The organism is Chryseobacterium soli, assembly GCF_000737705.1.
Taxonomy (GTDB): Bacteria; Bacteroidota; Bacteroidia; order Flavobacteriales; family Weeksellaceae; genus Chryseobacterium; species Chryseobacterium soli.
Genome location: NZ_JPRH01000006.1, coordinates 86,115 through 101,022, shown reverse-complemented (window position 1 = coordinate 101,022; position 14,908 = coordinate 86,115). Strand labels below are relative to the sequence as shown.

General features: G+C 37.1%; 13 protein-coding genes. 5 read left to right on the top strand and 8 right to left on the bottom strand.

The window, feature by feature from the left end; translation table 11 throughout:
* Positions 1-40 precede the first annotated feature (40 nt).
* Together IW15_RS14785 and IW15_RS14780 are read left to right on the top strand one after the other, a co-directional pair.
* Positions 41-2,239, top strand: coding sequence for a M1 family metallopeptidase (locus tag IW15_RS14785; protein WP_051882064.1), 2,199 nt, complete (start codon positions 41-43; stop codon positions 2,237-2,239).
* 100 nt (positions 2,240-2,339) lie between these two features.
* Positions 2,340-3,167: an endonuclease/exonuclease/phosphatase family protein gene (locus IW15_RS14780; protein WP_034712775.1), complete on the top strand. Its 828-nt coding sequence runs from the start codon at positions 2,340-2,342 to the stop codon at positions 3,165-3,167.
* 6 nt (positions 3,168-3,173) lie between these two features.
* Here IW15_RS14780 and IW15_RS14775 read toward each other — a convergent pair whose 3' ends face one another.
* Both IW15_RS14775 and IW15_RS14770 read right to left on the bottom strand, forming a co-directional pair.
* Positions 3,174-3,860 (bottom strand): response regulator transcription factor, encoded by a 687-nt coding sequence (locus IW15_RS14775; RefSeq protein WP_034712771.1) that lies wholly within the window; start codon positions 3,858-3,860, stop codon positions 3,174-3,176.
* Positions 3,850-5,169, bottom strand: coding sequence for a sensor histidine kinase (locus IW15_RS14770; RefSeq protein WP_034712769.1), 1,320 nt, complete (start codon positions 5,167-5,169; stop codon positions 3,850-3,852). The genes IW15_RS14775 and IW15_RS14770 overlap by 11 nt, the downstream gene beginning before the upstream one ends.
* A gap of 196 nt (positions 5,170-5,365) precedes the next feature.
* Here IW15_RS14770 and IW15_RS14765 point away from each other — a divergent pair, with 196 nt between their 5' ends.
* From IW15_RS14765 to IW15_RS14755, 3 genes are all read left to right on the top strand, one after another.
* Complete coding sequence (locus IW15_RS14765; RefSeq protein WP_034712767.1) at positions 5,366-5,737, top strand: GLPGLI family protein; 372 nt, start codon at positions 5,366-5,368, stop codon at positions 5,735-5,737.
* A gap of 249 nt (positions 5,738-5,986) precedes the next feature.
* Complete coding sequence (locus IW15_RS14760; protein WP_034712764.1) at positions 5,987-8,356, top strand: outer membrane beta-barrel family protein; 2,370 nt, start codon at positions 5,987-5,989, stop codon at positions 8,354-8,356.
* Positions 8,357-8,458: 102 nt separating this feature from the next.
* The gene (locus tag IW15_RS14755; protein WP_034712761.1) at positions 8,459-10,324 is read left to right on the top strand and encodes a M1 family metallopeptidase; all 1,866 of its coding nucleotides are present in this window, start codon (positions 8,459-8,461) and stop codon (positions 10,322-10,324) included.
* Positions 10,325-10,405: 81 nt separating this feature from the next.
* Here IW15_RS14755 and IW15_RS14750 read toward each other — a convergent pair whose 3' ends face one another.
* The 6 genes from IW15_RS14750 to IW15_RS22845 all read right to left on the bottom strand — a co-directional run bounded on the left by IW15_RS14750 (position 10,406) and on the right by IW15_RS22845 (position 14,778).
* On the bottom strand, positions 10,406-11,413 hold the full coding sequence (locus IW15_RS14750) for a zinc metalloprotease (protein ID WP_034712758.1): 1,008 nt from the start codon (positions 11,411-11,413) through the stop codon (positions 10,406-10,408).
* A 313-nt stretch (positions 11,414-11,726) separates the two neighbouring features.
* Positions 11,727-12,365 (bottom strand): response regulator transcription factor, encoded by a 639-nt coding sequence (locus IW15_RS14745; RefSeq protein ID WP_034712756.1) that lies wholly within the window; start codon positions 12,363-12,365, stop codon positions 11,727-11,729.
* Positions 12,362-13,147, bottom strand: coding sequence for a sensor histidine kinase (locus tag IW15_RS14740; protein ID WP_034712754.1), 786 nt, complete (start codon positions 13,145-13,147; stop codon positions 12,362-12,364). The genes IW15_RS14745 and IW15_RS14740 overlap by 4 nt, the downstream gene beginning before the upstream one ends.
* Positions 13,126-13,770: a hypothetical protein gene (locus IW15_RS14735; RefSeq protein WP_034712752.1), complete on the bottom strand. Its 645-nt coding sequence runs from the start codon at positions 13,768-13,770 to the stop codon at positions 13,126-13,128. The genes IW15_RS14740 and IW15_RS14735 overlap by 22 nt, the downstream gene beginning before the upstream one ends.
* 44 nt (positions 13,771-13,814) lie before the next feature.
* Positions 13,815-14,378, bottom strand: a complete 564-nt coding sequence (locus IW15_RS14730) for a hypothetical protein (RefSeq protein ID WP_051882062.1) — start codon at positions 14,376-14,378, stop codon at positions 13,815-13,817.
* A gap of 250 nt (positions 14,379-14,628) precedes the next feature.
* Entirely contained in the window at positions 14,629-14,778 is a 150-nt protein-coding gene (locus IW15_RS22845) for a hypothetical protein (protein ID WP_165585204.1), read from the bottom strand.
* Between the last annotated feature and the right edge of the window lie 130 nt (positions 14,779-14,908).

The window sequence follows — 14,908 nt, the reverse complement described above, 5'->3', positions numbered from 1 at the left end:
TTTTTTACCTATCTGTTTATAAGCTTATAAATTTTTACCAATGAATTATAAATTCCCCACGCTTGTTTCCGCTATTGCAGTCCTTATGTTTTCAGGATCTGCTATTGCACAGGAAGCTCCAAAATATGATTATGTAGAAGCATTCAAACCTTTTTTCTATCCTCAGACAGGTACGGAAACACGCTCCGCGAGCGGACAGCCGGGACATGCGTACTGGCAGAATTCGGCTTACTATAACCTCAATGTCAGCCTGAATGAGACTAAAAATGAAATTACAGGAACTGCTGAAATTACCTATACCAACAATAGTCCCGATCAGTTAGGCTTTCTTTGGCTTCAGCTGGATCAGAATTTATTTAATAAAGATTCCAGAGGAAATGCAGTTGTGCCTATGTCCGGAAGCAGAAACGGAGCTCACGGAGAAAAGCTGAATGGCGGATATACCATTAAATCGGTGAAAATGGACGGTAAAGACATAAAATATACAGTTACCGATACAAGAATGCAGATTGATCTTCCTAAAGAGCTTAAAGCGAAAGGAGGAACAGCAAAAATTAAAATTGAATATTCTTTCATATCCCCGGAATATGGCTCTGACCGAATGGGAATACAGGACACCAAAAACGGTAAAATTTTTACCATGGCCCAATGGTATCCAAGAATGTGTGTCTATGACGATGTAATGGGATGGAATACCCTTCCTTATCTTGGTGCCGCAGAGTTTTATCTGGAATATGGTAACATAACGGCTAATATCACGGTGCCTGCCAATCATTATGTGGTGGCCTCCGGAGAACTTCTTAACGAAAAGGAAGTTTATAGCAAAGAAGAAAACTCCCGCTGGAGCCAGGCGAGAAACAGTGATAAAACAGTAATGATCCGCCCGGAATCTGAGATTGGCAAAAACCAGGCTTCTGGAACCAAAACATGGAAATTTAAAATTGATCAGGCGAGAGATTTTGCCTGGGCATCTTCTGCTGCATTTGTTTTGGATGCTGCCAGAATCAATTTACCTAGTGGTAAAAAATCATTGGCTATTTCCGCATATCCGGCAGAAACCGGTGGCGATAAGGCCTGGGGAAGATCTACGGAATATACCAAGGCTGCTATAGAACATTATTCTGCAAAATGGTATGAATATACTTATCCGGCAGCGACGAATGTAGCAGGAAATGAAGGCGGAATGGAATATCCGGGAATCGTATTCTGTCATATGGATTCTAAAGGAGAAGACCTTTGGGGAGTGACGGATCATGAATTTGGACACAACTGGTTCCCGATGATTGTAGGCTCTAATGAAAGACTTTTTGCATGGATGGATGAAGGATTTAATACCTTTATCAATGAATTGTCCACGGAGGCTTTCAACAAAGGAGAATATTATAAAAAGAAGAATGTGGCCCAAACAGGAAGTTTTCTGATGAGTGATCAGTTTGAACCTATTATGGTGGGAGCTGATAATATGAAAGAAAGAAACATCGGTGTTTTGGCTTACTACAAACCGGGAATGGGACTTGAAATTTTGAGAGGATCCATTCTGGGACCTGAAAAATTTGATAAAGCTTTCAGAACGTATATCCAGCGTTGGGCGTTCAAACACCCTACACCGTGGGATTTCTTCCATACAATGGAAAATGTTTCCGGAGAAGAGCTGAACTGGTTCTGGAGAGGTTGGTTTTTCGGCAAATGGAAAATCGATCAGTCTGTTAAGGCTGTTAAATATATCAACGGAGACTTTAAGAATGGGGCGCAAATTACGGTTGAAAATATCGGACAGCTTCCAATGCCGACTACGGTTCAGGTGAAATTTAAAGATGGAACCAAGCAAATCATCCAGCTTCCTATCGAGCTTTGGAAACGAAATACCGAATGGACTTTCAAAGTGGATTCAAATAAAGAAATTGATGAGGTGAAACTGGATCCGAATTCCCAGATTCCGGATATCAATGTGAAAAATAACAGCTGGAGCTCTGCACAGGTGAAACCGGTTGAGAAAATTGATGCGAAAGATTTCGCAGGAACATTTGGAAGCAAAGAAGTCCCGCTTAAAATCATATTCTCTGAGAAAAACGGACAGTTGTATGGAAAAGCCGGCGGGCAGTCTGAATTTCCTCTGGAGTATGCTGGTGACAATACCTTCACTTTTGATCAGGCAACTATTTCCATCGTTTTCAGTAAAGACAAAAAAGCAATCACTTTTAAACAAGGGGAGAGAGAATTCAAATTCACGAGAGAATAGAATTTCCGTTTGTTTAAATTAACAATATTGTTACCTTTTTAAAGCTTCTCTCTCGCAGAGAAGCTTTATTTTTGTTGTTTATTATTTTAAATATATGAGTATGAATTTTAGATTTTCTATGGTCTTTTTGATGTTTTTTGCGTTGGGATTTTCGCAGGATCTTAAAGTAATGAGTTTTAACATCAGGCTTCAGGTGGAATCCGATAAGCAGAATGCCTGGACAGAGAGAAAGCAGGATGTAGTCAGTTTGTTGGAGTATTATCACCCGGATTATTTTGGAGTTCAGGAAGCGCTTCCTGAGCAGATGAAGGATCTCAAAACCGGATTAAAGAATTACGATTATGTAGGAGTAAGAAGAGATGACGGAAAAGAAAAGGGTGAGTTTTCAGCACTTTTTTATGATACAAGCAGACTTCAGATCATCAAATCGGGAACGTTCTGGCTTTCCGAGACTCCGGATGTTCCTTCAAAAGGCTGGGATGCAGCATACAACAGGGTTTGCACCTATGCTGTGTTTAAAGATAAGAAATCTAAAAAAGAATTCATGGCGCTCAATCTTCACTTCGATCATGTCGGAAATGTGGCAAGAGTGAAATCTTCGGAATTAATTCTAAAGAAAATCAAAGAAATCAATCCGAAAAACCTGCCGGTAACAGTGAGTGGTGATTTTAATTTAACTGATGATTCAGAGCCGATTAAAATTATGTCACAACATATGAAAGACAGTTTCTATCATTCGGAAACAAAACATTATGGGCCTGTAGGAACATTCACCGATTTCAACGTCAATGAAATTCCAAAAGAAAGAATCGATTATATTTTTGTAAAAGGATTCAACATAAAATCACACCGCCACATCAATGACAGAAGAGAGAATTTACTGTATCCTTCCGATCATTTTCCGGTATTGGTAGATATTTCTTTCTAAACAATATTACGGTGTCGGAAAATCAACTTCAAATCCAATTCCTCTCAGGGATTGGATTTTTATTTCTGGATCATTACTGAGGTATTTTCTAAGCCTGCTGATGAAAACATCAAGGCTTCTTCCCGTAAAATAATCATTAGTTTCCCAAAGACTGTCCAATATATCGTCCCGCTTTATGGCCTTTTTATTGTGTTTTAAAAGGTGAAGGAGCAGCTGCTGTTCACGGATGGTAAGCCGGATGTTTCCTGCCGTATGGGAGAGCAAAAGCTTTTCTGTATCTAATTGGTAGCTGCCTATACTGATGATATTTTCCGGCGTGGCGGGCTGTACTCTTTTAAGGATGTTTTTAATTCTCAGGATGAGTTCTTCTGGATCGCAGGGTTTGGCGATGTAATCATCGGCGCCTATTTTCAGACCTGTCAGACGGTCTATTTTCTGGTTTTTGGCTGTTAAAAACAGGATGGGAAAATCAGTTTTTTCCTTTAAGATCATTTTGGCTAAAGAAAATCCGTCAATATTAGGCATCATGATATCTAAAATTCCGATATGAAACGTAAAATCGGCAGATAAAACAGGAATGATATCAGCAGGATTCTGGAACCATACGACCTCAAAATCCTCAAGTTCAAGATACTGCTTAAGAATCATTCCAAAATCTACATCATCTTCTGCTAGCAAAATTTTAGTTTTCATAAGGCAGTCGTATTGTAAAAGTTGTTCCTTTTTGAAGCTGGCTTGAAACCTCTATTCTGCCGGCGTACTGATCAATTATTTTTTTTACAAAATAGAGTCCTAGCCCCAATCCTTTGCTGTTGTGAATATTATTGGACTGTATTCTGTAGAACTTTTCAAATATATTTTTAAGTTCTTTCTTTTCCATACCCTGGCCATTATCGGAAATTTCAATTTCTATATGATGTGGTTGGCTAATGATATTGACTTTTACAGCGGAAGATCCATATTTTACACTGTTTTCACAAAGATTTTTAATAACCGTCTCCATTAGGTTTTTATCAAAAGGAAGCTGCTGTGTAATCTGGTTTTTAATTTCAAAATCTATGTGAGGATAGGCAAAAGATAAGTCCTGAATGAAAAAACTCCAGTCTTCGGGCTGTATGTGAATAATTTCTTCTTCTGTTTCATCTTTGTGAAGCTGCTGCATCAGGCTTTCCAGGCGGAGAATCTGTCGGTCAATAAGAGGCAGTATTTCAGGATTCCATTCCTTGTTCAGTGCTTTGGAAGCGATTTTCAGCGTGGCAATAGGCGTTTTGAATTCGTGGGAAATATTATCCACAACAGTGTGGAGAACTTCTACCTGCTTCTGCTGCCTGATTAGATTTTTAACCGTGAAAATATAAAGGATTAAAACACTTGCCAGCAAAGCAATACAACATAGGAAAAGCAGAGTGAGTTCTTTGAAAACAATACTTTTGATGTTTAAAATTTCAAATTCCGTTTTGCTTTTCACATGAAAACTATTGTTTTTGATGATCTTTTTGTCATCATCTGAGGTAGAAGTAGAAGAGGTTTCCCAATTTCCTGTGTTGGTAATTCCAGCTTTTACCACCTTATTTTTTGTTTCAAAGAGGGTGATGGGATCGTCAATGAGCTGGGTTTTGGTCGGTAAAAAAACGATGGATAAATATTGAATTTTAACAGCAATTTTATACCCTTCTTTTTTGAATTGATTATCTACATACCCGCTGAAATAATCCTGACTTTTTTTTCTGTTTTGCTCAAATAGAGCTAAAAATTGTTTTTTGCTGATTTCCTTATTGTTATACCGGATGAAAATATGCTGCAACGAATCGTCCGATGCTTTTTTAATTCCTTTTTTATCTTCCAGATCATCAGTGAATCCGGTGAGTGTATTATGTACGTTTCTGTAAATTTCCCGCTCTTTTACCTGATAGGTTTTATACATGAAATAAGCCTGAATCCCTAACAGAAGCAGGAATAATGCTGCAAAAAGAGCAATAAGATTTTTACTTTTCAAAATCATAGTAACAAATATAAAACTTTAGTCTTTGTCATAGGGCCATTAACCTGTCATTAACCTTCCATTAACCGAGTTTTTCAGATTAAATAATCACCTTTGTACTGCAGGTAAAAGTTTTCATCTACTCATTACAACGGGATACATAAAAACATATTCGCATACAGTTTTCTGATTGTACTTTTTAATAAAAAATTACTCAATGGAAAAAATAATTTTTCTTTTCGTGGTATCAATGGGCATTTTTGTTAATGCTCAAAATACCGATAGATCAGTGTCTGTTGAACAGTCTCAAAAGGTGACAGCCCATCATGCTGAAGAAAGTATTCAATGGAAAATTGAATCAGAAACAAAGACACTTAATAATTATAACCTTCAGAAAGCAACGGCTGTGTTTGAAGGAAGAGAGCTTACCGCGTGGTTTACCGCTGAAACAAAAATTTCAACGGGCCATTATCAGCTTGGAGGACTTCCGGGAGCGATATTGTATGTGGAAGACAGTCAGAAAGATTTTGTGTATAAATCCAATCTGAAGAAAACGAATGGAAGAGCAGAAAAAACAATACCTTCTTAGATTGACCATCTCACCATCAAATTCATAACATGAATTGGAAAATAATATTTCGGGGCCTGAACAGCATGCTGTTCAGGTCATTTTGTATTTTAATAATAAATTAATTCCGGTTGTTGTCTAAAAGCCATTAACCCATCATTAACCTTCTGTTAACCCATATTTCCCTTAGCAACATGGACTTTTGTATCAGAAATTTCGCGGACAGGATATCCTGTTTTCGGAAGAGTATGTAACCTTAAAAAATGAATCATGTATAAATTGCTTGTCTTTCTGTTTCTTCCCATTCTGATGTTTTCGCAGCAGCAAAAAATCGAGGGAACTGTTACCAATGCTCAGAACGAAAAACTGGCTCTGGTCTCTGTTGAGGTCTTCAACTCCGAAAATACTTTACTGAAAACTTTGACGACTAATGAAAATGGAGGTTTTACCCTTGAAGGCATTTCAGAAAAGACCATAAAACTGGTGATTAAAGACCTGGAATATGGAACGGTAGAAAAAAATGTGGATATGGAAAAGCAGGATGAGCTTCAAATTGTTTTGAAAAAAGAAATCCAGGAAATTCAGGAAGTGGTGATGACTAGGCAAAAACCTGTCGTGAAAAGGAAAATCGACCGGCTGGAGTTTAATGTGGAAAATAGTAATATTTCCTCACTGAATGCATGGGAAATCCTCAAAAAAACGCCGGGCGTTACAGCAGGGAATGATGTATTGGCGATAAAAGGAAGCCAGAGTATTCTGGTAACCATTAATGATAAAAAGGTAATGCTGACAGGAGATGAACTGAAAAGTCTGCTGGAAAATACACAGGGTGACGAAGTGAAGTCTGTAGAGGTGATTACCAATCCGCCGGCAAAATATGAAGCGTCTGGAAGTGCAGTATTGAATATCGTATTAAAGAAAAATAAAATAGAAGGTTACCGCGGCGTACTGTATTCCAAATATGTACAAAGCCAGTATGCAAAAGGAGTGGCGGGCCTCTCACAATATTATAAAAAAGATAAACTCTCGGTGATGGGAAGCTATTACCGTGGAACCGGAACGTATTACAGAGAAGGAACGGACTATGTGAATTATATAGAAGATCAGACCCGATGGATCAGTACCATGAACCGTAAAGATCAGAATAAAAGCCAGAATACCGTAAATGTGAATCTTGAATATGAAATAGACAGCCTTACCAACATCAGTCTGAATTATTCAGGATCATTCAGTCCGAAATCCTTTGGAACCTATCATGTTCCTACTTTAATTTATAACAATCAGAATATTGCTGAATCCAATTATCTAACGGTAAATGATCATAATTCCCGTTCTATCAATAACTCACTGAGCTTTCAGGCAGACCGGAAGCTCAATGAAAAAAGCCAGCTGACCTGGACCAATTATTTTGCAGGAAACAATGCCCGCAAATATCAAAATGTGCTGACCTATCTGGATTTTGTCAACCAGCCACCTAAGGAAAATAATTTTCTGACCAATAACAGAAGTGATGTTCAGCTGTATTCCACGCAGGCAGATTATCAGTGGAAAAATGAAAAATGGGAACTGGAATCAGGGGCAAAATACAGTTTTGTGAAGACCAGCAGCCAGCTGGATTTTTCAGATAATGAAAACGGACAGTTTCAGTACAGAGCTGATAAAAGCAATGTTTTTGATTATAAAGAACATAATTTTGCGCTCTACTCTTCACTGGCCTATAATCCGGGAAAATGGAATTTTAAAGCAGGCCTTCGCGCGGAGAAAACCGATCTTGAAGGTGTAGTTTCCGAACCTTATGAGATGAATAAGAACGATTACTGGAAATTATTCCCGACTGCATATGCCCAATATACCACGGAGAGTAAACATCAGTTCGGATTATCATACGGAAAAAGAATCAGCAGACCTTCCTATTCATGGCTGAATCCGGCAAAGTCTTATTATAACCTGTTTTCTTACTTTCAGGGTGATCCCAAACTGAAAGCGACAATCATCCATAATCTTAACCTTACATATACCTGGAAAGAATGGAATCTCGATTTCTATTATCGTAAAGAGCTGTATCCCTCCATGGAAATTTCATTTCAGGAACCGAGTACCAATCAGCTGATTTATCATTATACCAATATAGAAAAAGCGCAGGCCTATGGCCTGAGTCTGTATAAAAATTTCCAGATCAAACCGTGGTGGAGCTTAAGTCTGTCTGAAAATCTTGAACATAATGAGAACTATTTTATCGGCGTAGATGATCTTTTATACAAAAATAAAATCTGGAACTGGACATCCAATGTTTCAACAAGTTTCACGCTAGATAAAAACAGTGACTGGAAACTGGAGCTGGGACATCAATACAATTCCCCTTCCATACAAGGAACATTTAGAATTTCAGGTTCATCGTCTACCTATCTGGTCATGAACAGGAAATTCTTGAACAAAAAATTAGAAGCCAGCCTTTTCTTTAATGATATTTTCAGAACTTCAGGAGAAAAAATAAGTACCAAATATGCCAATCAGGATAATTATTTTCTGGATTACAGGGATACAAGAAACTTTATCATCTCTTTAAAATTCAATTTTGGAAATCAATCAGTAAAAAATACTAAAACCATTAAAAAAGCGGATGAACAGGATAGGATGTAAAAATCAATTATCATAGAATAATATTAACTATTAAACGGATTAATTTACTTTTCTCTGTTGCATTTTCCTTAATTTTGAAGTTGATTTTTAAAAATTGGAGATATGAAGAGAATTTTTTCCGGGTTGATGATGATTATTTCGCTGTATCAAGTTTCCGCTCAGGATCTGTATATGCCGAGAAACATTAAAAAAGCATATGAAAATGGAACGCGGGATGCATCCGGTGCACCCGGGAAAAACTACTGGCAAAACAAAGGAATTTATAATGTAGAGGTGAAAGTAGATGCTGCCACAAAAGTAGTTTCCGGAAAAGAAACTATTGTGTACAGCAATAACAGTCCGAATGATCTGAATGATCTGGCCATTCGTTTTGTCAACAATCTTCATAAACCGGAATCTCCAAGGTCCGGTTCTGTATCCAAAGACTTTTTGTCTTCAGGATTGCATATCAAGTCATTTGCTGTGGATGGTAAAAAATATGACATCAACAGTGATGATTGGGGAACGGTAGAAAAAGTAAAATTACAAACTGTTTTAAAAGCAAAATCAAAAGCCCAGATTGCCATAGAATGGGAATACCCACTGTCTGTACAAAGTGGAAGAGAAGGACAGATTGATGCTGAAACCTTTTATGTGGCCTATTCATTCCCAAGAATCTCCGTATATGATGATTACAACGGTTGGGATATGTTGCCGCATTCAGACAGACAGGAATTTTATAATGATTTTAATGATTACAACTTTGCGATTACCGCTCCAAAAAATTATGTCGTTTGGGCGACTGGAGATTTCCTGAATCCCGATGCCGTATTGCAGCCTGAATATTTAAAAAGATACAAAGCTTCTTTAAAAAGTGACAAAGTAATGCATGTTGCTACAGAGCACGAAATGAAATCTGGAAAAGTAACCAAACAGAATAAACAGAATGTCTGGAAATTTAAAGCCAATAATATCACCGACTTCTGTTTCGCATTAAGCAATCATTACGTTTGGGATGCTGCCAGTGTTCAGCTGAAAACAAAAAGAGCCAGTGTGCAGGCAGGATATAAAGCCGGAGCAAAAGATTTTGAACATTATGTAGACTGGATGCGTTATAACCTGGATTGGTTTTCAAAAAACTGGCCGGGGGTAGAATATCCTTATAATGTAATGACAGCGATTCAGGGATATGCCGATATGGAATATCCGATGATGATTAATGACAGCAGTATTCCCGATAATCTTCAGGATGCAAGACTGACAGCAGATCACGAAATTGCTCATACCTATTTCCCTTTTTATATGGGAATCAATGAAACACGATATGCCTTTATGGATGAAGGTTGGGCCACCACACTGGAATACCTGATTGGGATTGATGAAAATGGTGAAGCGCCGGCAAAAGAATTTTATCAGAACTTCAGGGTGAAAAAATGGATCAATGATCCGTCTGCAGAACAGGATCAGCCAATTATTACGATGAGTACACAGGTAAGCGGAGCAGGATATGGGAACAATTCCTATGTGAAGGCATCTTTATCGTATTTAGCTTTAAAAGATTATTTAGGGGATGAACTGTTTAAAAAAGCACTTCATCATTATATGGATAACTGGAACGGGAAGCATCCGGTTCCGTGGGATTATTTTAACTCAATGAATACGGGTTCTGGCAAAAACCTCAACTGGTTCTTCAATAATTGGTTTTATACCAATAATTATATTGATCTTAAGATTAAAGGAACCGCTCAGCAAAATGATCTTCTTACGGTAAATATTGACAATGTAGGTGGTTTTGCAGTGCCTTTTGATGCGATATTAACATACGAAGACGGTACTACAGAAAAGCTTCATTTTTCTCCTTCTATTTGGGAAAAAGATCAGAAGCAGACAGCTTTAACGATTCCTATCAAGAAAAAAGTAAAATCAATTACCCTGGATGGCGGTCTTTTTATGGACTATACCCCGGCAGACAATACAAAAGTTTTATAATTTCCATAATGATAAAAAGTAAACATCCTTTCTCAAAACCAGAGAAAGGATGTTTCATTATAAAAATAAAAAGGATATATTCTAAAGTACTCTTAACCCAGCTCTTGAACCTGAGGAAGCAACGACTGCCTGCATTCTTGTTTTTTGTCCGGCTGAGAACATAAACATGGCAGCATCATCTACATAATCCATGAAATTCATAAACATTACCGATCTCTGAACCCCGCTGCAAGTGTTGTATAATGGATAAGTAGGTTTTCCTACATTGGAAGTTGTCTGCGTTGGAGTATCAGCTACAAGGTCATTTCCGCAGTTGGCATCTCCCCAGATGTGTCTTAGGTTTAAATAATGACCCACTTCATGAGTGGCTGTTCTTCCTAGATTAAATGGAGATGAAGTCCCTGTTTTTCCAAAAAATGGAGCTGCGATTACAACACCGTCATTCCAAAGACCTGCAGACTCAGGAAAAGTGGCGTATCCTAAAGTTTCTCCCTGGCTGCTAGGCATGCTGCTTACTACCCAGATATTCAGATAATTGGTAGGATTCGTAGCATCAATACCGCCAGTGGAAGCTTTTTTCATTGCATCATTGGTCGTCCAGCTTGTTTTGGTAGTAGATTTTCTTACCGTATTGGCTAATTTGAATCTTACTTTAACATCACCTGATTTTACCGTCTGAAATTCTGTAGGGATTTTGCTTACATCAGTATTCGTACCACCGTAATCAGCATTCAAGACTGCGATTTGTTCCGTGATCCTTGCATCTGAAACGTTTTCTGCAGTGGTTCTGTATAATACATTCACAATGACAGGGATTTCAACGGTACCATCTGCAAGAACTTTCCCTAACGAGATATCGTTTGCAAATTTTTCAGTATTAGCCTCTAAAGCACTATACTTTTGTCGTAGCTCTGAGCTGCTTTGCAAAGCCTGTTTTCTGATTTCTTCAGAAGGACAGCTTCTTTTATTCGCAAAACTGGCTGAAGATTCATTGCTTTTTCCCGGATCTTCGGTTTGAGTAGATACATTATCATTGTTGCAAGATGACAGGAATCCTAAGGCAAGAATTCCGAATAGTAGTTTTTTCATTGTTTAAATATTATATTTTGTGGTGAGACGAAATTATATTATTTTCAATGAGTTTGCAAAATTTGAATTTTGATAAGTTGATAGGTTTAGCTTAATTTTTAAAATGAAATATTTATATTTTTGTATATTTTTATAGCTATTTTCTTTATTTATAGGGTTTTCTTTGATTTTTCACTTTTCATAATTTCCATGTTATCATGGCTTGTTTGGATATAATTATGTAATGAAATTCGTTATTCGTTGCATAATTAACAATTGTTAGGTTAGTGTGTTAATTATGGAAGATTTTTGATTGTAATATCACTCAAATCATTTAAGCAAAACCATTCTTCATTGCAAATACAGCCAGTCCTACACGGGTTTTTAACTCCAGCTTTTCGCACAGCTGATCGCGGTAGCTTTCAACCGTTCTGGGACTGCAGCACATACGGTCTGCAATTTCTTTATAGCTGAGCTCCGTTACTGTATAGGTCAGGAATTCTTTTTCCCGGTCGGAAATTTTTACTGTATTTTCAGCACCCTTTTCATTGTTGAGGCTTGAAAGGATAATGCGTGTTGCCCATTCAGGATAGAAAAAACCGTCGGTATTTAATTTGGTAAGTGCCGTTTCCAGATCTTTCGGATGAGTGTTTTTTAGTAAATATCCTTTTGCTCCGTTTTTGATCATTTTAATCACGCTGTTGTCATCACCCTGCATGCTTAAAGCCATAATTTTGATGCCGGGATGATTTTTTGTAAGCCAGGCCGCTGTTTCAAAACCATTCATAATGGGCATACTGATGTCTAACAGGATGAAATCCGGAATCTGGCTATTGTTTTCAAGTTTATCGATGAGGTCCTGTCCGTTTTCACATACATAGATCACTTCAAAATCGTTGAAATTACCGATAATTCCTTCTAATGCTTTGGCAATAAGGATATGGTCATCAACAATAACTATTGTTTTTTTCATGGCTGTCTTTTTAAAATAATATTGAGCGTCGTTCCGATGTTTTTCTGGCTTATAAGACTGAAGTCAGCACCAATGATGGCCGCTCTGTTTTTCATATTGGTGAGGCCTATACCGCTGGAACTTATGTCTGATGTATCAAACCCGACACCGTCATCCTTGATATTCAGTTCCCAAAGCACATCATCGGACGTATTAAGGGTGATGAAAATGTTTTTACAGTCGGCATGTTTGATGCTGTTCTGAATAAATTCCTGTGTAATCCTGAGCAGTACATTTTTATGGACAAAATCAAGATCCAGCTGTTTGAAATTATGTTCAAAACTTACGATGCATTTTTTAAAAGTATTGGTGTTATCCGCTTCTTCCTGGATTAAAGTTACAATTTCTTTCTGATTGATATTGTCATCGGTAAGAGTTTTCGACAGGCTTCTGAGATCCTGCAGAGACTGATTGATGATCTGAGATACCTGCTCAATCCTTTCACTTACTTCAGATACTTTATTTTCATAGAGCAGCTGTTGGGTGTAAAGGCTTACGAGCGTAAGTTTCTGCCCGATATTATCGTGAAGTTCACGCCCGATCTGCTGCATAGTAGCCTGCTGAATTTCCAGCTGTGTGGCCAGAAGTTCTCTTTTATGAATCTCATTTTTTACTTCAATTTCATTGAGGTATTCCTTCTTGCGCTGTCTGTATTGCCTGATGTAGACCATTACAGCTGCAACAAACAGCACAAAAAAGATATTGAATAAGATGATCGTTATTAAGAGTTCTGTTTTCCCCATATAAACGAAATTGTAAATAATGCATACATGATAATTCCTGAAATCAGAAAGTAACTGAAATAGATGTTGAAAATCCCGCGATATTCCCTGATATAATCCAGAAATGTCCAGAATGGTAATGTTCCTATATAGAATAACGTTACCCCCAGATTGATATAAAACATTCTGTTTTTATTAAAATGAAGGATATCAGAAGAGTTGATCTGTTTATAATACTCCATGATAACTAAAATCATTAAAAGCAGGCATCCCAAAGTATAATTTAAGGAGAACATCACCTTATCTGTTGAAATAAATTCGATGGGAATAAAAGAGAGCAGATAAAGAAAGGATAATAAAGCGAAAAGCTTGGGTTTTTCAAGAGATTTTACGGCATACAGCCAATAGAAAAATATAAACTGTACGGGGATTACAAAATAATTGTAGAATTGTGCTTTATTATAATCCATAAAATGATGTCCCCATTTTCCTATTGATTCACACAAAAAAATAAAAACCAGATAAAACATAAAATATTTCCATTGCTGATCTTTTCTCCGGATATAAAAGATCAGAGATGTAGCAGCAGCTATTCCTTCTGCTAAATACATGAGTTCAAATGCTCCTTTTTGGAAGTCAATCATTATGTTTGGGATTTAATTTTTTTTTATTTGTAATGCTGATTATATTAGAATTGTTCTACTACTGAAAGATCCGGTGGAATTAAAGCTCCATGATTCTGGCATAAAATCGATTTAGGAGATTTTGCTCCCATTGCCATAACCTGTTCGTTTTCAATTCCTGTTTCTTGTGTAATACTGTATGTTGAAGAATCCATTGGATTGAAATCATAATTCAGCATTTCACCATTTTCATCCGCAATTTTCAAAGTAGGAATCATTACTAACGTGTGTTTTCCTGCATATTCCTGTACAATCGGCTGATCTGCCATCTGATCCCAGTCTTCAATTCTTGGGTAGGCTGCATAATGAAATCTTACTCCTAAACTACTTTCTGTTATAGCTGTATCTACTTTTTGAGTTTCAGCTTCTATATCGGCAATGAATTTTTTTAAAGTAGGGAGATCAAACCAGATAGAATGTGCATCATCGATATTCATTGCACCATTGATTACGTTGAGCTGACGGATGCGGTAATTGTCTATTAAACCCTGGATAAACGGAGTGAGCATCGTGTTGGGAGCTGCCGGTAAATCATTGTTTTCAGAATTAGGAGTAGGTTCTGTTGTCATAATATTAGTGTTTAAGATAGAATGTTAGTTAGTAACGCAAATTTCGCAAAAAATACGAGCTAAGCGATAGGTGTTTTTCCCGTTTATTATCCGTGTTTTCACGGATTGCATTTTGGGTGTTAAAAGTATAAAGTATTATTGACTTTTTAAAAAGAAAAATGAGTGTTTTATTATATTTAATGATGCTTTCGGGAAAACATAAAAAAAGCGGCAAAAAATTAATTTCGCCGCTCTTATCATAGAATTTTTTTTAGATGCAAGGATACTTTTTAGGATCTTTACAAAGGGTACCATTACTGCAGCAAAGTCCCGAAGGGCATGAGCCATCAAGAGCACAATAAATAGGTGCCGGACCAGCTCCGGTGATTTCCTTCAATTCGTTTCTTTTTAATTTTTTCATAATATTACTTGTTTTGATTAATGATGTTTGGTTATTGTAAATGTATGAATAAGAATTTTAACCGTTTGAGTTTAAAAAAATAAGTGGCGCAGACCTGATCTGCGCCACTTACTACAAAAATAATATATGA